The sequence below is a fragment of the Janthinobacterium aestuarii genome (assembly GCF_051380835.1).
Classification (GTDB): Bacteria; Pseudomonadota; Gammaproteobacteria; order Burkholderiales; family Burkholderiaceae_D; genus Janthinobacterium; species Janthinobacterium aestuarii.
In genome coordinates, this window is the sequence record NZ_JBNYXU010000001.1 from 133622 (window position 1) to 149152 (window position 15531).

Below are 15531 nucleotides of genomic sequence, written 5' to 3' on the forward strand. Positions count from 1 at the left end.
ATGAATCCACAACGCCGCGCCCTGTTGCGCGCGGGTACACTGGCGGCGGCGCTGCCTTTGACGGTGGGTGCAGGATCGGCGGCCGCTGCGTCTGGTTTGGCTCCACCTTTGCCAGCGGTGCCGGCCGGCACCTCGCCGGAAGCCTTGGCCAGCAACCAGGCTTATTGGCAGGCGGTCGCCGCGCAATACGACACGGCTGATGCCATCGTGCAACTCGACAATGCTTACTGGGGTTCGATGGCCAGGCCAGTGCTGCGTCATTACGAGCAGCAACTGGCCATGGTCAACCGCGATAACGCCTGGTATGCGCGCATGCGTTTTCCGGCCGACGTCGAGGCGGCGCGCGCGGCGGCGGCCAGGGCGCTGGGCGTGGCTATCGATGAAATCGTGCTGACGCGGGGCGCCACGGAAGCGCTGCAAGTCTTGATCGCCGGCTATAACCGCTTGCAGCCCGGCGATGCGGTGTTATACGCGGACATCGATTACGACAATATGATTACCGTCACGCGCTGGTTGCAGCAGCGGCGCGGTGCCCAGGTGGTCCATATCGACATGCCGGAACCGTTTACGCATGACAACGTCGTTGCCGCCTATGTTGCCGCCATGGAGCGTCATCCGACCTTGAAACTGATGCTGCTGACACATGTCAATCACCGTAACGGCATGGTCTTGCCCGTGGCCGAGATCAGCCGTCTGGCGCGCGCGCGCGGTATCGATGTCATCGTCGATACGGCGCACGGTTTTGGCCAGCTGGACATGACGATCCCCGATTTGCAGGCGGACTTTGCCGGCATCAACTTGCACAAATGGATAGGTGCACCCGTCGGCGTGGGCGCTGCCTACATCAAGCGGGGCAGGGTGGCCGATATCGATCCCTGGCTGGGAGAAAAGGCGGGCGACGATATCCGCACCCGCGTGCACACGGGCACGGTGAATTTCGCCGCCTACCTGAGCTTGCCAGCGGCGCTGGACTTGCATGCGCAGATCGGCGTGGCCAACAAGCAGGCGCGGCTGCGGCTGCTGCGCAACCGCTGGGTGGAAGCGGCACACGGCATCGATGGCATCGAGGTGCTGGCATCGAGCGATCCGCGCCTGACGAGCGCCATCGCCTCGTTCCGCTTGAAAGGCAAGACCAGCGTGGCCGACAGTTATGCCCTGTCGAAAAAGCTGGTGCGGGAACACGGCATCTTTGCCGTGCCGCGCGACGGTCTTGCCAGTGGTGCGTGCGTGCGCGTCACGCCAGGCATCTTTACACCGGAGTCGCATCTGGACCGGCTGGCCGATGCCCTGCGCAAGGTGGCCAAGGGCTGAGTTTGCTTCGGCAGGGGGGGGGCTCAGTACTCTTCCCAATCGGTATCGGCGACCACGGCCAGTGCCCCCGCCTTGCCTGCTTTCCTGGCGGGGACGGCAGTGGCCGTGACGCGTGGCGCGGCGGCAAGCTTGGCTGGCGCGCGTGCCGGAGCGCGGATGGTTTGCACCTGCGCCGGCGGCAGCGCCGGCGTGCCGTCGAGCTTGAACACGCTGACGGCTTCGGCCAGGATGCCGGCCTGATCCTGAAGGGTTTCGGACGCGGCGGCCGCCTCTTCCACGAGGGCCGCATTTTGTTGTGTCACGGCATCCATTTCCGTGATGGCCTGGTTGATCTGTTCAATGCCCGCTTCCTGCTCGTTGCTGGCGGACGTGATCTCGGCCATGATGTCCGTGACGCGCCGCACGCTGCTGACGATCTCTTCCATGGTACTGCCCGCCTGGTTCACGAGGCTGCTGCCGAGGTTGACCTGGTGCACGGAGTCGTCGATGAGGATCTTGATTTCCTTCGCGGCGGAGGCGGAGCGGTGGGCCAGGTTGCGCACTTCCGTGGCGACCACGGCAAAGCCCCGTCCCTGCTCGCCCGCCCTCGCCGCTTCCACGGCCGCATTCAGGGCCAGGATATTGGTCTGGAAAGCAATGCCGTCGATGACACCGATGATGTCGGCGATTTTCTTCGACGAGGCAGTGATGGAGTCCATGGTCGTGATCACTTCGGCCACTACCTGCCCGCCCTTGCTGGCCACGCTGGAGGCCGATTGCGCCATCTGGTTGGCCTGGCGCGCATTTTCGCCATTCTGCTTGACGGTCGACGTCAGTTCCTCCATCGACGATGCCGTTTCTTCCAGCGAGCTGGCTTGCTGTTCCGTGCGCGACGACAGGTCCATATTGCCGGAGGCGATTTCACGCGAGCCGTGGGCGATGGCATCCGTGCCATGGCGCACGCGGGCCACGATGCCTTGCAGATTGTCATTCATCTCTTTCAAGGCCCGCAGCAGCAGGCCCGTTTCATCGTTGCCGCGCGCGTCGATGGTAACCGACAAGTCGCCGGCTGCCACCCGTTGCGCCACCTTGACGGCTTCGGCTATGGGGCGGCTGATCGAGCGGCTGATCAGCATGGCCAGTGTAATGGCAATGGCCGTCGCGGCGACCGACAGGGACAGGGACAGGATGATGGCCATGCGCCCATCGGCGGCGGCTTGCTTGCCTTCGCTTTCCATCAGCAATTCCTGGAAGTTGGCCATGGCCGCCAGTGCAGTCAGGAATTTTTCTTGCGGATAACGCAGCTGCGTCAGCAGGAAAATGCCCGCCGTTTCCGATTTGCCTTCTTGTAACAGCTTGATATTCGCATCGCGCGTCTTGCCATAGGCTTCGTGGCCGTTCGCCACGGCCTGGAACAGCTCCTGGCCTTTGGGTGTGTTGACCAGGGCTTTCAGGCGCGCCAGCAGTTCCACGTTCTTTTTGACCGACGCCTGTACCTTGGCTACGGAACTGCTGACTTCGTCAGCATCGTTGGCGCCGATGATGGCGATGCCCAAGATACGGGCCTGGACATTGACTTCGAACTGTATCGCATTGGATAGCATGACCTTGGCATAGCGGTCATTGAGGATTTTTTCCGTCGAGGCATTGATGTTGCGGATGCGGCTAATGGAAACAAATGCCACCATGATAAGCAGGACAATGATCAGGCCGAAACTGAAGGCCAGGCGGGTACTGATTTTAAGCTTGGACATAAGTCATTCATCCTTGGCGGAAAGCGGAAAGCGGAAAGCGTGCGCTGGGCATCGTTCTGCGGACAGGCGGCGTCCGTCCGCGACGATGCTGATGCGGTCAGTTTTGCGTTACAGAGAGCTAGCTCGGCAGGTATGGGGCCGTGATGTCAAGGGCAATGCCATGGATGCGCATTGCAGAGCGCCGGCGACGGGGCCAGCGGCGTATTCTTGAGGGGCCGCACAGAATGGCACGGTCCGATTTTGTTGTTCAGTGTAGGACGATAATTTCTGGCAAGCAAGATGTTCGCGCAAAAAATTACCGGGCCAGCAACGCTTGCCGCGCGGGCAAAAAAAATGCCCCGGCGAGCGGGGCATGGGGTCAAGCGGGCCGGTGTGGCCCTGGCGCTCAGGCGCGCAAGGTAGAGAGGATAGGCTGCAGCACGGCCGCGCCCAGAGCGGCGCTGCGGGCGCCGCTCCAGCCCGTTTGCGGGTCGGGATCGTTGGCGTTGTCCTTGAACGGCAATTCCAGGGTCAGCGACAGGCAGCCGAAGGCGTGGGTGATGTGGGGCGAACCCATGGTCAGCACTTCCGGCGTGAACGGGCCGTCTTCGTAGCCGTGCTCATCCTGGAAGTCGGGGCTGGCCACCTTGAAGTCGGCGATGAAGCGGTCTTGCTCGGCCTTTTGTGCAGGCGTGAAATTTTCCAGCGCATCGCTGCCGGCCACAAAGACGTAAGGCAAGCCTTCGTCGCCATGCACGTCGAGGAACAGGTCGCAGCCGATTTCATGCATTTTCTGTTTCACCAGGAATACTTCCGGGCTGCGCTCCATCGTCGGCGTCATCCATTCGCGGTTCAGGTTGGCGCCAGCCGCGTTGGTGCGCAGGTTGCCATGCACGGAACCGTCCGGGTTCATGTTCGGCACCACGTAGAAGACGGCGTCCTGCAGGCACTGGCGGGCAAACGGATTGGCCTGGTCCAGCAAGGCTTCGAGCATGCCTTCGACAAACCATTCGGCCATCGTTTCACCGGGATGCTGGCGCGCGATGACCCAGACTTTTTTCTCGGCATCGGCGTCGCCGACGACCAGCAAGTTCATGTCGCGGCCTTCGACGGTGCTGCCCAGGTCGATCAGGCGCACCAGCGGCGACGCTTGCGCGCTGTCGATCAGGGCCAGATGGCGGTCCCATGGATACGGCTCGAAGTAGGCGTAGTACACGCTTTCTTCTTCCGGCGTATGTTCGATCGTCATCACGGTGCCGTCAAAGCTGGTCGGCACGCGGAACCAGGTTTCGCGGTCGTAGCTGGCGACGGCCTGGTAATCTTTCCAGCCGTCCGGGTAGGCCGACTTGCCTGCGTTCATGAAGCGGATCGTGCACGCCTCGCCTTGCGCGCCTTGCAGGCGGAAGTAAAACCACTGCGTGATGTCGGCGTGGGAATCCTTGCGGATGTTCAGCTCGATGGAGTGGGCATCGTCGGCGCGCAGCACCTCGATCGCGCCGGCGTCGAATTGCTGGCTGATTTTAATGGTCATGAGTGTTCCTGATAAAAACGTATGGGTTTTGCATCGTGTGCAATGGCGCGATGATACCTGTTTTGCGGTGGCCTTTGTGCTGGCGCAAGCGATGACGGACATGCTTTGCTAACGTGGAAGCTCCAACACGGGGAGATCATCATGGATGACAACGGCAAACACATACGCGAACTGGAAAAGAAAGTCAGCGCCCTCAGCGACGCCCTGGCGCACCTGGGCAAGGGCACGACCTTGCAGGAATTGCTGCGCATCATACGTTTCCCCGGCTATACGACGCCGGCCGAATACACGTTCAACGTCGCCATCCTCGACACCATGCTGGTGCAGGTCAATGCGCTGGAAAAGCTGGGGCAGGATTTGTTGGCAGGGGCCAAGCAAGTAGTGGTGAAACAGTGAACGCCTGAGAAAATGCCCATGGCGGCGTTGCGTGGCCTTGGCGTACTAGTCGTACTGCCTGCGGCCACGCGCCTGGCCCTGAACATTTTTCAGACGTTCAAGTAGTCAGACCGCCAAATCGTTCGTAGAACCACGGCTCGACGTCCGGCGCCTGCTCATCCTCGCGCCGCAAGGTGGCCAGGATATGTTCCTCGGCCGCCGCATACGTGATGCGGTACAGGTCGCGCGCCAGCGCATACGCTTGCGTGCCGGGCCACGGTTCGGGCAGCAGTTCGACGGGCAGTTGCGGGTCGTGCAACTGCACGCGGCGGTAGGCGTGCGTCAGCAGCGAGCGGATGACGAACGCCTGCTCCGCGTCGAACACGGGTTCTTCTTGCAGCAGGGTCAGCAGCGGCTGGAAGCTGGCGATGAATTTTTCGTAGCCGGCCATTACTTCCGACAAGTCCCAGCAGTCCCCCACCATGTCGCGCAGGGGGCGCGTGCTCACGCCCGGCAATTCCGTGGTGTGGCAGACGTACAGCTTGCCCTGCACCTCGTTGCGCACGAGGATATCTTCCAGCGCTTCCGCATTGCTGGCGGGGTGGCCAAAGATGCCGGGAGAAATCAAACCATAGCCGGCCCACAATAATTCCTTGCGTAGTGCCCCCCGCTCGGCGGCGCCAATGCTGCCGGCCGGTCCGATCACCAGGGTCCAGCTGCCATCCCAATGCACGACCAGCGGCGCATAGATGCGGCGGTAGGCGCGTTCGAAGCGGGCCAGCGCCTCCGGACGTATCGTATAGGCACTGCGGCGGCCGTCGCGCTGCGAGCTGAGCCAGCCTTCCTGCGCCAGGCGGAACACGCTGGTACGCAATAAGCGGTCGTTGACGCCGAATGGCGCCAGCAGTTCGATCAGGCTGCCCAGCCAGATGGCGCCGCCGCGCGGCACGATGGCGTCGCCAAAGATGGTCATCACCAGGGACTTCGAGCGCGGTGGGTCGCTTTCCAGGAAATCGGCTATCCATGCCGTGCAGCGGGTGTTCTTCATGTGGTTCCGGTCTGGCCGTGTTGCGGTCTGTTCAATAAAAGCAGCAGTTTACTTGGCTGCGCGGGTAGCGCGGCAATAATTTGCCGGAAGCGCTGGTGGCACTCCATGGTGTTTTCTCATAAGCAATATCATACGCACAAAAAAGCTGCACAAGATACGAAATTTTAAAATGATTCATATCAAGTGTATGCAAATCGTTTTTTGTATCGTATTATCTGTTTATCGCACCGCGTTGCTGCGCAAAATCAAAGACATGGGAGACACATCATGTACGCACAAATGGTTGAAACCGGCCTCAAGAACGTCCGTTCCCTCGACGACATGGGTCAAGAAGAGCGCGCTTTCCAGGCGCGCATCGACGAAGGTATCAAGATCGAGGCCAAGGACTGGATGCCGGACGCCTACCGCAAGACCCTGATCCGCCAGATTTCGCAGCACGCACACTCGGAAATCGTCGGCCAATTGCCCGAAGGTAACTGGGTCACGCGCGCCCCGACCCTGAAACGCAAATCCATCCTGCTGGCGAAGATTCAGGACGAAGCGGGCCACGGCCTGTACCTGTACAGCGCCGCGGAAACCCTGGGCGTATCGCGCGACGACTTGCTGGCTGCCTTGCACTCGGGCAAAGCCAAGTATTCGAGCATCTTCAACTATCCCACCTTGTCGTGGGCCGACATGGGTGCCATCGGCTGGCTCGTCGACGGCTCGGCCATCATCAACCAGATTCCCCTGTGCCGCTGCTCGTATGGTCCGTATGCGCGCGCCATGATCCGCGTCTGCAAGGAAGAATCATTCCATGCGCGCCAGGGCTACGACATCATGATGTCGCTGTGCAAGGGCACGCCCGAGCAGAAAGCCATGGCGCAGGATGCACTGAACCGCTGGTGGTGGCCATCCTTGATGATGTTCGGCCCGTCCGACGCCGCCTCCGTCAACAGCGCCCAGTCGGCGCAATGGCGCATCAAGCTGTTCTCGAACGACGAACTGCGCCAGCGCATGGTCGACCAGACCGTGCCGCAAATCGAATACCTGGGCTTGACCGTGCCCGATCCCGACCTGAAGTTCAATGCGGAAACGAGCCATTATGAATTCGGCGAGATCGACTGGTCCGAGTTCAACAACGTCCTGAAGGGCAATGGCCCGTGCAACCGCGAACGCCTGCAAACGCGCGTGAAAGCGTACGAAGACGGCGCATGGTTCCGCGATGCCTTGGTCGCGTATGCAGACAAGCAAGCTGCTAACAAAGCGGCTGCGTAAATACATAAGACAGATAGGGGATAGCAACATGAGCAAAGAATGGCCATTGTGGGAAGTTTTCATCCGCAGCCAGCACGGCCTGGCGCACAAGCATGTGGGCAGCCTGCACGCTTCCGACGCCACCATGGCGGTCAACCATGCGCGCGACGTCTACACGCGCCGCAATGAAGGCGTGAGTATCTGGGTGGTGCGCGCGGCCGATATCGTCGCCAGCAGTCCCGGCGACAAGGGCGCCCTGTTCGAACCGTCGAACAGCAAGGTGTACCGCCATCCCACCTTCTTCCCGATGCCGGAAGAAGTCAAGAATTTGTGATGGGAGCGCCTGCAATGGATGACAAGGTCAATTACCTCTTGCGCCTGGGCGACAACGCCCTGATCCTCAGCCAGCAGCTGTCGCAGCTGTGCGGCAAGGGGCCGGCGCTGGAAGAAGACATGGCGCTGACCAATGTGGCGCTGGACTTGCTGGGCCAGACGCGCTTGTGGTTCAGCTATGCGGCCGAGCTGGAAAACGCGGGCCGCGACGAGGACGACATCGCCTTTTTGCGCGACGCCCACGATTTCAAGAACTGCCTGCTGGTCGAACAGCCGAACGGCAATTACGCCGACACCATGATGCGCCAGTTCTTCTTCGACAGCTGGCACTACTTCCAGCTGCTGGAACTGACGAAATCGGCGGACGCGCGCATCGTCGAAGTGGCGCAAAAGTCGATCAAGGAAGTGACTTATCACTTGCGCCGCAGCGGCGACCTGATCGTGCGCCTCGGCGACGGTACTGCCGACAGCCACGCGAAAACGCAGGCCGCCGCCGACAAGCTGTGGATGTACACGGGCGAGATGTTCACATACGACGCCGTCGACCAGGCCATGGTCGCCGCCGGCATCGCGCCGCCATCGGACGTGCTGCGCCGGGCTTTCCTCGAACACGTGGCCGAGATCTTCGCCGAAGCCACCTTGACCATGCCTGCGCCCGACGCCTGGATGCAAAAAGGCGGCAAGCAGGGCACGCACACGGAGCACCTGGGCTTTATTCTGGCCGAGATGCAGTTCCTGCAGCGCGCCTATCCCGGGGCGGAGTGGTAATGAACACGGCCACGGCAGCGCTGGACGCCGCCCAGGTCTGGGCCTGGCTCGGCGACGTGCCGGACCCGGAAATCCCCGTCATTTCGGTGGTGGACCTGGGCATCGTGCGCGCCGTCGATGTGGTGGCTGGCGACGAATGCATCGTGACGATCACGCCAACGTATTCGGGCTGCCCGGCCATGCAGGTGATCGCCGACGCCGTCACGGAGGCCTTGCGCAGCCATGGCGTGGCCAAGGTGACCTTGGTGAACCAGCTGGCGCCCGCCTGGACGACGGACTGGATGAGCGAAGCGGGCAAGGTCAAGCTGAAAGGCTATGGCATCGCCCCGCCGCAGCAGCAGGTGATCGACATCAGCGGCCTGCGTGGTGGCGTCAAGCGCCAGGCCATGCCCAAGCTGGACGTGACCTGCCCGAACTGCGGCTCGACGCACACGCAGCTGACCAGCCAGTTCGGCTCCACGCCGTGCAAGGCCCTGTATAAATGCATGGCTTGCCGCGAACCGTTTGACTACTTCAAGTGCCACTAAAAAAATCAGGCACACGTTCCGAAGAAACTGGAGATGAAGCATGAGTAAATTTTATCCGCTGTGCGTAGCCAACGTGCGCAACGAAACGCGCGACACCATCGCCGTCACGTTCGACGTGCCATTTGAGTTGCAGCAGCAGTTCCGTTTCCAGCAGGGCCAGCACCTGACCCTGCGCGCCAATATCAATGCGGAAGACGTGCGCCGCTCGTACTCGATCTGTTCGGCGGTGCAGGACGGCACGCTGCGCGTGGCCATCAAGCGCACGCCCGGCGGCGCCTTTTCCACCTGGGCCAACGATACACTAAAGGCCGGCGCCACCATCGAGGTGATGCCGCCCATGGGGCACTTCAACGTGCCGCTCGATTGTGTCAACCGCAAGCACTACCTGGCCTTTGCGGCCGGCAGCGGCATCACGCCCATCCTCTCCATCATCAAGACGACCCTGCTGACGGAACCCCTGAGCCGCTTTACCCTGTTCTACGGCAACCGCGCCTCGTCGTCCGTCATCTTCAAGGAAGAATTGACGGACTTGAAGGATGTGTACCTCGAGCGTCTGAACCTCGTCTACGTGATGAGCCGCGAGCAGCAGGACATCGAATTGTTCAACGGCCGCATCACGCAGGAAAAATGCGAACAGTTCCTGCAGCACTGGATCAAGGTGGAAGACTACGACAATGCGTTTATCTGCGGCCCGGAAGACATGATGCAGGGCGTCTCCGCCGCCCTGCAGGCGGCCGGCATGCCGAAGCAGAACATCAAGATCGAACTGTTCGCGGCCAGCATCCCGAAAAACGCCCACAAGCCGCGCGCTCAGCTGGCCGCCGACGCCGTGCAGGAAACGGAAGTGACCGTCATCATGGACGGCAACCACACCACCTTCACGATGGACAAGGACAAGGAATCCATCCTCGACGCGGGCCTGCGCGCCGGGCTGGACATGCGCTACTCGTGCAAGGGCGGCGTATGCTCGACCTGCCGCTGCAAGATCCTCGACGGCAAGGTCGAAATGGACGTCAACTACGCGCTGGAAGACTACGAAGTGGCGCGCGGCTTCGTCCTCAGCTGCCAGAGTTTTCCGCTGACCGACAAGGTCGTGGTCGATTTCGACCAGGCAGAATAAGCCGGCGCAGGGCACGCGCCCTGCCGTACCCATTACAAAAGCGAGACGCCATGACCTACCAAAACATCCTCTTCACCATCGAGCAGGGTATCGCCACCCTGACCCTGAACCGTCCCGACAAGCTCAATAGCTTTACGCAATCCATGCACGAGGAAGTGCGCGACGCGATTGCGAAAGTCAATGCGGACAGCACCGTGCGCGTGTTCGTGCTGACGGGCGCGGGCCGCGGTTTTTGCGCGGGCCAGGATTTGTCCGACCGCGCTGTGGAACCGGGTTCGAAAGGCGTGGATCTGGGCGAATCGGTGGAAAAGAACTATGCGCCGCTGGTGCTGGCCTTGAAGGCTTTGCCCATGCCCGTGATTTGCGCCGTCAATGGAGTGGCCGCTGGCGCGGGCGCCAATCTGGCGCTGGCCTGCGACATCGTCATCGCCGGCAAATCGGCCAGTTTCGTCGAAGTGTTTTGCAAGTTGGGCCTGATCCCGGACACGGGCGGCACCTTCTTCCTGCCACGCCTGATCGGTTCCGCGCGCGCCATGGGCCTGGCCATGCTCGGTGAAAAACTGACGGCGGAAAAAGCGGAAGACTGGGGCCTGATCTGGAAATGCGTGGACGACGCGCAGCTGGCCGAAGAAGCGCGCAAGCTGGCCGTGCACTTTTCCACGGCGCCGACCAAGGGTCTGGCCTGCACCAAGCAGGCGCTGGCCGCCAGTGGCGCCAATACCCTGCCGCAGCAGCTTGCGCTGGAAGCGCGCATGATGAGCGATCTCGGTAACAGCGACGATTACCGCGAAGGTGTGGCCGCCTTCATGGAAAAGCGCGCACCGCAATTCAAGGGACATTGATATGGCAGCTTTGGACAACAACAGTATCGTCGCCGTCATCGGCAGCGGCGCCATGGGCGCCGGCATCGCGCAGGTGGCCGCAGCTGCCGGCTACCGCGTCAAGTTGTACGACACGCGCGCGGAAGCCGTCAGCAAGGCGCTGGCCGACATTGCGAAAATGTACTCGAAGCTGGCCGAAAAGGGCCGCATGACGCAAGGCGATGCGGCCGCCGCCACGGCGCGCCTGCAGGCGGCCGGCAGCCTGGCCGATGTGAGCGATTGCGCCCTGGTGGTGGAAGCGATCGTGGAAAACCTCGACGTCAAGCGCGGCCTGTTCGCCGAACTCGAAGCACTCGTTGCCGACGACTGCATCCTGGCGACGAATACCTCGTCGATTTCCGTCACGGCGATTGCCGCCAAGCTGCGCCGCCCGGAGCGCCTGGTCGGCATGCATTTCTTTAATCCCGTGCCCCTGATGGCGCTGGTTGAAGTGATCAGTGGCCTGGCCACCAGCGAGCAGGTGGCCGCCACCGTCTACGACACGTCCATCGCCTGGGGCAAGAACCCCGTGCATGCGAAATCGACGCCCGGCTTCATCGTCAACCGCGTCGCCCGTCCGTTCTATGCGGAAGGCTGGCGCCTGTTGAACGAGCAAGCCGGCGACGCCGCCACTATCGACGCGGTGCTGCGCGAAGCGGGCGGTTTCCGCATGGGGCCCTTCGAATTGATGGACCTGATCGGCCATGACGTGAATTTCTCCGTCACGCAATCCGTGTTCGGCGCCTACTTCAGTGACCCGCGCTTCACGCCTTCCGTGTTGCAACAGGAAATGGTCAACGCCGGCTTCCTCGGCCGCAAATCGGGCCGCGGCTTTTACCCGTACGGCGAAGGCGCCAGCGCGCCTGTGGCGCAGGCGGAGAGCGCGCGGCCGACACCGGAATTCGTCGCCCTGTCGGCCGCCATCGGCGGCGATGGCCGTGGCCATAGCGGCATCATCCACAGCCTGGTGCAGCGGCTGGAGCAGGCCGGCATCACCGTCAGCCGCCGCGTGATGCAGGAAGGCCAGGCGCACGACGAAGCGCCGGCCCTGCATTGCCATGGCGCCGCGATTTATCTCACCGATGGCCGCAGCGCCACCCAGCGCGCGCACGACAACCAGCATCCGGATACGGTGCTGTTCGACCTGGCGCTCGATTACGCCGGTGCCAAACGTATCGCCGTGGCCCGTGCCGACCAGTGCAGCGACGCCGCCTACGCGGCCGTCGTCGGCCTGTTCCAGGCGGCCGGTTTCATCGTCACGCGCCTGGACGACGTGCCTGGCCTGGCCGTCATGCGCACGGTCGCCATGCTGGCCAATGAAGCGGCCGACGCCGTCAATCAGGGCGTGTGCACGGTGGCCGCCGTCGATATCGCCATGCAGAAGGGCGTCAATTATCCGCGCGGACCGCTGGCCTGGGCCGATGCCGTCGGCGTCCAGCACATCGTCACCGTATTGCAGCACCTGGCGCTGGGCTATGGCGAAGACCGCTACCGGGTCTCGCCGCTGCTGCGCCGAAAACTCGCCAATGGAGCACCGTTTCATGCCGAATGATATGTCAAATAAGGACCACAACATGACCGCGCAAGCCCTGGCCGAAGCGGCCGCCGCCTCGATGCTGTCGCGCGATAACGCCACCGCCGCCATGGGCATCGCTCTGGCCGACGTGGGCCCCGGCCATGCGCGCATGACGATGACGGTGCGCGCCGACATGCTCAACGGCCACCAGACCTGCCACGGCGGTTTCATCTTCGCCCTGGCCGACAGCGCCTTCGCCTTTGCCTGCAACAGCTACAACATGAACACCGTGGGCGCCGGCTGCACCATCGACTACCTGGCGCCGGGCCGCGAGGGCGACGTGCTGACGGCGCACGCCGTCGAGCAGGCGCTGGCGGGCAAGAGCGGCGTCTATGACGTCAAGGTCAGCAATCAGGAAGGCCGTGCCATTGCGCTCTTCCGCGGCAAGTCGATCCGCGTGGCCGGTGAAGTGATTAGCAATTGAAGTGACAAGAGCAGGTTTGAACTGCCGGTAGCAATTACACAGTGATAGAAACGATTCAGGAGACAATGATGGTCCAACGTACGCCTTCCCCGAATGACCTCGAGCCGATCGAGCGCGCCAGCAAGGATGAACTGCAGGCGCTGCAGCTCGAACGCATGAAATGGACGCTCAAGCACGCGTATGACAACGTGCCCCATTACCGCGCCGCTTTTGACGAAGCGGGCGTGCATCCGGACGACCTCAAATCCCTGGCGGACCTGGCCAAATTCCCGTTCACCGATAAAAAAGTCTTGCGCGACAATTACCCGTTCGGCCTGTTCGCCGTGCCGCGCGAGCAAGTGGTGCGCATCCACGCGTCGAGCGGCACCACGGGCAAGGCCACGGTGGTCGGCTACACGCAAAACGACATCGATACCTGGGCCAACGTGGTAGCGCGTTCGATCCGTGCAGGCGGCGGGCGCGCCGGTGACATGGTGCATATCTCCTACGGCTACGGCCTGTTCACGGGTGGCCTGGGCGCGCACTACGGCGCCGAGCGCCTGGGTTGCACGGTCATCCCGATGTCGGGCGGGCAGACGGAAAAGCAGGTGCAATTGATCCAGGATTTCAAGCCATCGATCATCATGGTCACGCCATCGTACATGCTCAACATCATCGAGGAATTCACGCGCCAGGGCCTGGACCCGGCGGAATCGTCGCTGAAGGTGGGCATCTTCGGTGCCGAACCGTGGACGGACGCCATGCGTTCTGAAATCGAGGCGCGCGCCGGCATCGACGCCGTCGACATCTATGGCCTGTCCGAAGTGATGGGCCCTGGCGTAGCGTCCGAGTGCATCGAGAGCAAGGACGGCCCCGTCATCTGGGAAGACCATTTTTACCCGGAGATTATCGACCCGGAAACGGGCGAAGTGCTGCCGGACGGCGCGGAGGGCGAACTGGTGTTTACCTCCTTGTCGAAAGAAGCGCTGCCCATCATCCGCTACCGCACGCGCGACCTGACCCGTTTGCTGCCGCCGACGTCGCGCTCGATGCGCCGCATCGGCAAGATCACGGGCCGTTCCGACGACATGCTGATCATCCGCGGCGTGAACGTCTTTCCCACGCAGATCGAAGAGCTGATCCTCAAGATGCCGCGTCTGGCGCCGCAATACCAGCTGGTGGTCACGCGCGACGGCCACCTCGACAAACTGGAAGTGATCGCCGAGCTGCGCATCGACCTGACCGCCACCATCTCGGCCAGCGAAACGGACGCGCTGGCGCGCGAACTGGAACACCGCATCAAGACCCACGTGGGGGTGAGCACGCGCGTGCGCCTGGTGGCCGCTGCCGGCATCGAACGCACCTTGACGGGCAAGGCCCGCCGCGTGGTCGACCAGCGCCCGAAGATTTTCTCCTGATAGCCCGACAAGGAAGCAAACATGAACGAAGCCTTTATCTGTGACGTCGTACGTACCCCGTTTGGCCGCTACGGCGGCGCCCTGGCCAGTGTGCGCGCGGACGACCTGGGCGCGCTGCCGATCGCCGCGCTGATCGCCCGCAACCCGTCCGTCGACTGGTCCGCCATCGACGACGTGTTTTACGGCTGCGCCAACCAGGCGGGCGAAGACAACCGCAACGTGGGCCGCATGGCCGCGCTGCTGGCCGGCTTGCCGGCGGCCGTACCGGCCAACACCATCAACCGCCTGTGCGGTTCCAGCCTGGATGCCGTGGGCATGGCTGCCCGCTCCATCAAGGCTGGCGAAGCGGAGCTGATCATTGCCGGCGGCGTGGAAAGCATGACGCGCGCGCCTTTCGTGATGGGCAAGGCCGATAGCGCGTTTTCGCGCGCGGCGAAAATCGAGGACACGACCCTGGGCTGGCGTTTTGTGAACGGCAAGATGAAGGCGCAGTACGGCATCGACACCATGCCGGAAACGGCGGAAAACGTGGCCGTGGAGTTCGGCATCAGCCGCGCCGACCAGGATGCCCTGGCCTTGCGCAGCCAGCAGCGCTGGGCCGCCGCCCACGCTGCCGGTGTGTTCGAGCGCGAAATCGTGCCCGTCGCCGTGCCGCAAAAAAAGGGCGATCCGAAGATGGTCACCAGCGACGAACATCCGCGTGCGGATACCTCGCTGGAGATGCTGGCAAAGCTCAAGGGCGTGGTCAAGCCGGATGGCACAGTCACGGCCGGCAATGCATCGGGCTTGAACGACGGCGCCTGCGCCATCTTGCTGGCGTCCGCCGCCGCCGTCGATAAATACAAATTGACGCCGCGCGCAAAAGTGCTGGGCATGGCCACGGCCGGCCTGGCGCCGCGCATCATGGGCTTTGGCCCATCGCCCGCGTCGCGCAAGGTGTTGGCGCAAACGGGCCTCACTATCGAGCAGATGGACGTCATCGAACTCAATGAAGCGTTTGCGGCCCAGGCGCTGGCCGTCACGCGCGACCTGGGCCTGGCGGACGATGCGGCCCACGTGAACCCGAATGGCGGCGCGATCGCCATCGGCCACCCGCTGGGCGCATCGGGCGCGCGCCTGGTGATGGCAGCCCTGAACCAGCTGGAGCGGACTAGCGGGCGCTATGCGCTGTGCACCATGTGCATCGGCGTGGGGCAGGGGATTGCTGTCGTGATTGAACGCGTATAAACGCGTAAAGCTAAGTAAAAACAAAAGGCGCAGGCTTGTAAGAAAAGCGCCAACCAAAATTGACCGTAGTGCCAACCTGGTGGAGA

The 15531-nt window shown here is 62.6% G+C and carries 15 protein-coding genes; 12 read left to right on the top strand and 3 right to left on the bottom strand.

Annotated features, from left to right (window positions below; translation table 11 throughout):
- Positions 1–1311, top strand: coding sequence for an aminotransferase class V-fold PLP-dependent enzyme (locus ACQ4WO_RS00620; protein WP_436479817.1), 1311 nt, complete (start codon positions 1–3; stop codon positions 1309–1311).
- A 23-nt stretch (positions 1312–1334) separates the two neighbouring features.
- Here ACQ4WO_RS00620 and ACQ4WO_RS00625 read toward each other — a convergent pair whose 3' ends face one another.
- Positions 1335–3044 (bottom strand): methyl-accepting chemotaxis protein, encoded by a 1710-nt coding sequence (locus ACQ4WO_RS00625; protein WP_436479818.1) that lies wholly within the window; start codon positions 3042–3044, stop codon positions 1335–1337.
- A gap of 385 nt (positions 3045–3429) precedes the next feature.
- Complete coding sequence (locus ACQ4WO_RS00630) at positions 3430–4554, bottom strand: M14 family metallopeptidase (protein WP_035822333.1); 1125 nt, start codon at positions 4552–4554, stop codon at positions 3430–3432.
- A gap of 141 nt (positions 4555–4695) precedes the next feature.
- On the opposite strand from ACQ4WO_RS00630, the gene ACQ4WO_RS00635 reads away from it, so the two are divergent.
- Complete coding sequence (locus tag ACQ4WO_RS00635; protein WP_070301125.1) at positions 4696–4950, top strand: hypothetical protein; 255 nt, start codon at positions 4696–4698, stop codon at positions 4948–4950.
- A 97-nt stretch (positions 4951–5047) separates the two neighbouring features.
- Here the strand turns inward: ACQ4WO_RS00635 and paaX are convergent, their stop codons facing one another.
- A complete protein-coding gene (gene paaX, locus ACQ4WO_RS00640; RefSeq protein WP_436479819.1) occupies positions 5048–5977 on the bottom strand; it encodes a phenylacetic acid degradation operon negative regulatory protein PaaX in 930 nt (309 codons plus the stop codon).
- A 267-nt stretch (positions 5978–6244) separates the two neighbouring features.
- Between paaX and paaA the strand changes: the two genes are divergently transcribed.
- The 10 genes from paaA (at position 6245) to pcaF (ending at position 15445) form a co-directional block, all read left to right on the top strand.
- A complete protein-coding gene (paaA, locus tag ACQ4WO_RS00645; RefSeq protein ID WP_436479820.1) occupies positions 6245–7234 on the top strand; it encodes a 1,2-phenylacetyl-CoA epoxidase subunit PaaA in 990 nt (329 codons plus the stop codon).
- A 28-nt stretch (positions 7235–7262) separates the two neighbouring features.
- On the top strand, positions 7263–7547 hold the full coding sequence (gene paaB, locus ACQ4WO_RS00650; protein ID WP_034746356.1) for a 1,2-phenylacetyl-CoA epoxidase subunit PaaB: 285 nt from the start codon (positions 7263–7265) through the stop codon (positions 7545–7547).
- A gap of 14 nt (positions 7548–7561) precedes the next feature.
- Complete coding sequence (paaC, locus tag ACQ4WO_RS00655) at positions 7562–8314, top strand: 1,2-phenylacetyl-CoA epoxidase subunit PaaC (protein ID WP_436480623.1); 753 nt, start codon at positions 7562–7564, stop codon at positions 8312–8314.
- Entirely contained in the window at positions 8314–8841 is a 528-nt protein-coding gene (gene paaD, locus ACQ4WO_RS00660) for a 1,2-phenylacetyl-CoA epoxidase subunit PaaD (protein WP_436479821.1), read from the top strand. The genes paaC and paaD overlap by 1 nt, the downstream gene beginning before the upstream one ends.
- Before the next feature lie 40 nt (positions 8842–8881).
- The gene (gene paaE, locus ACQ4WO_RS00665) at positions 8882–9961 is read left to right on the top strand and encodes a 1,2-phenylacetyl-CoA epoxidase subunit PaaE (protein ID WP_436479822.1); all 1080 of its coding nucleotides are present in this window, start codon (positions 8882–8884) and stop codon (positions 9959–9961) included.
- A gap of 50 nt (positions 9962–10011) precedes the next feature.
- A complete protein-coding gene (gene paaG, locus ACQ4WO_RS00670; RefSeq protein WP_436479823.1) occupies positions 10012–10803 on the top strand; it encodes a 2-(1,2-epoxy-1,2-dihydrophenyl)acetyl-CoA isomerase PaaG in 792 nt (263 codons plus the stop codon).
- A 1-nt stretch (position 10804) separates the two neighbouring features.
- Positions 10805–12373, top strand: a complete 1569-nt coding sequence (gene paaH, locus ACQ4WO_RS00675; protein ID WP_436479824.1) for a 3-hydroxyacyl-CoA dehydrogenase PaaH — start codon at positions 10805–10807, stop codon at positions 12371–12373.
- A gap of 22 nt (positions 12374–12395) precedes the next feature.
- On the top strand, positions 12396–12821 hold the full coding sequence (gene paaI, locus ACQ4WO_RS00680) for a hydroxyphenylacetyl-CoA thioesterase PaaI (protein WP_419177867.1): 426 nt from the start codon (positions 12396–12398) through the stop codon (positions 12819–12821).
- A 68-nt stretch (positions 12822–12889) separates the two neighbouring features.
- Positions 12890–14218 (top strand): phenylacetate--CoA ligase PaaK, encoded by a 1329-nt coding sequence (gene paaK / locus ACQ4WO_RS00685; protein WP_128143227.1) that lies wholly within the window; start codon positions 12890–12892, stop codon positions 14216–14218.
- A 21-nt stretch (positions 14219–14239) separates the two neighbouring features.
- Positions 14240–15445, top strand: a complete 1206-nt coding sequence (gene pcaF / locus ACQ4WO_RS00690; protein WP_436479825.1) for a 3-oxoadipyl-CoA thiolase — start codon at positions 14240–14242, stop codon at positions 15443–15445.
- Positions 15446–15531 lie beyond the last annotated feature (86 nt).

Excerpts from the sequence above, each read along its gene's own strand:
- paaI (WP_419177867.1), top strand. The coding sequence starts at position 12,396 with ATGACCGCGCAAGCCCTGGCCGAAGCGGCCGCCGCCTCGATGCTGTCG.
- paaH (WP_436479824.1), top strand. The coding sequence starts at position 10,805 with ATGGCAGCTTTGGACAACAACAGTATCGTCGCCGTCATCGGCAGCGGC.
- paaA (WP_436479820.1), top strand. The coding sequence starts at position 6,245 with ATGTACGCACAAATGGTTGAAACCGGCCTCAAGAACGTCCGTTCCCTC.
- ACQ4WO_RS00635 (WP_070301125.1), top strand. The coding sequence starts at position 4,696 with ATGGATGACAACGGCAAACACATACGCGAACTGGAAAAGAAAGTCAGC.
- ACQ4WO_RS00625 (WP_436479818.1), bottom strand. The coding sequence starts at position 3,044 with ATGTCCAAGCTTAAAATCAGTACCCGCCTGGCCTTCAGTTTCGGCCTG.
- paaG (WP_436479823.1), top strand. The coding sequence starts at position 10,012 with ATGACCTACCAAAACATCCTCTTCACCATCGAGCAGGGTATCGCCACC.
- ACQ4WO_RS00620 (WP_436479817.1), top strand. The coding sequence starts at position 1 with ATGAATCCACAACGCCGCGCCCTGTTGCGCGCGGGTACACTGGCGGCG.
- paaK (WP_128143227.1), top strand. The coding sequence starts at position 12,890 with ATGGTCCAACGTACGCCTTCCCCGAATGACCTCGAGCCGATCGAGCGC.
- paaB (WP_034746356.1), top strand. The coding sequence starts at position 7,263 with ATGAGCAAAGAATGGCCATTGTGGGAAGTTTTCATCCGCAGCCAGCAC.
- paaE (WP_436479822.1), top strand. The coding sequence starts at position 8,882 with ATGAGTAAATTTTATCCGCTGTGCGTAGCCAACGTGCGCAACGAAACG.
- paaD (WP_436479821.1), top strand. The coding sequence starts at position 8,314 with ATGAACACGGCCACGGCAGCGCTGGACGCCGCCCAGGTCTGGGCCTGG.
- paaX (WP_436479819.1), bottom strand. The coding sequence starts at position 5,977 with ATGAAGAACACCCGCTGCACGGCATGGATAGCCGATTTCCTGGAAAGC.
- ACQ4WO_RS00630 (WP_035822333.1), bottom strand. The coding sequence starts at position 4,554 with ATGACCATTAAAATCAGCCAGCAATTCGACGCCGGCGCGATCGAGGTG.
- paaC (WP_436480623.1), top strand. The coding sequence starts at position 7,562 with ATGGATGACAAGGTCAATTACCTCTTGCGCCTGGGCGACAACGCCCTG.
- pcaF (WP_436479825.1), top strand. The coding sequence starts at position 14,240 with ATGAACGAAGCCTTTATCTGTGACGTCGTACGTACCCCGTTTGGCCGC.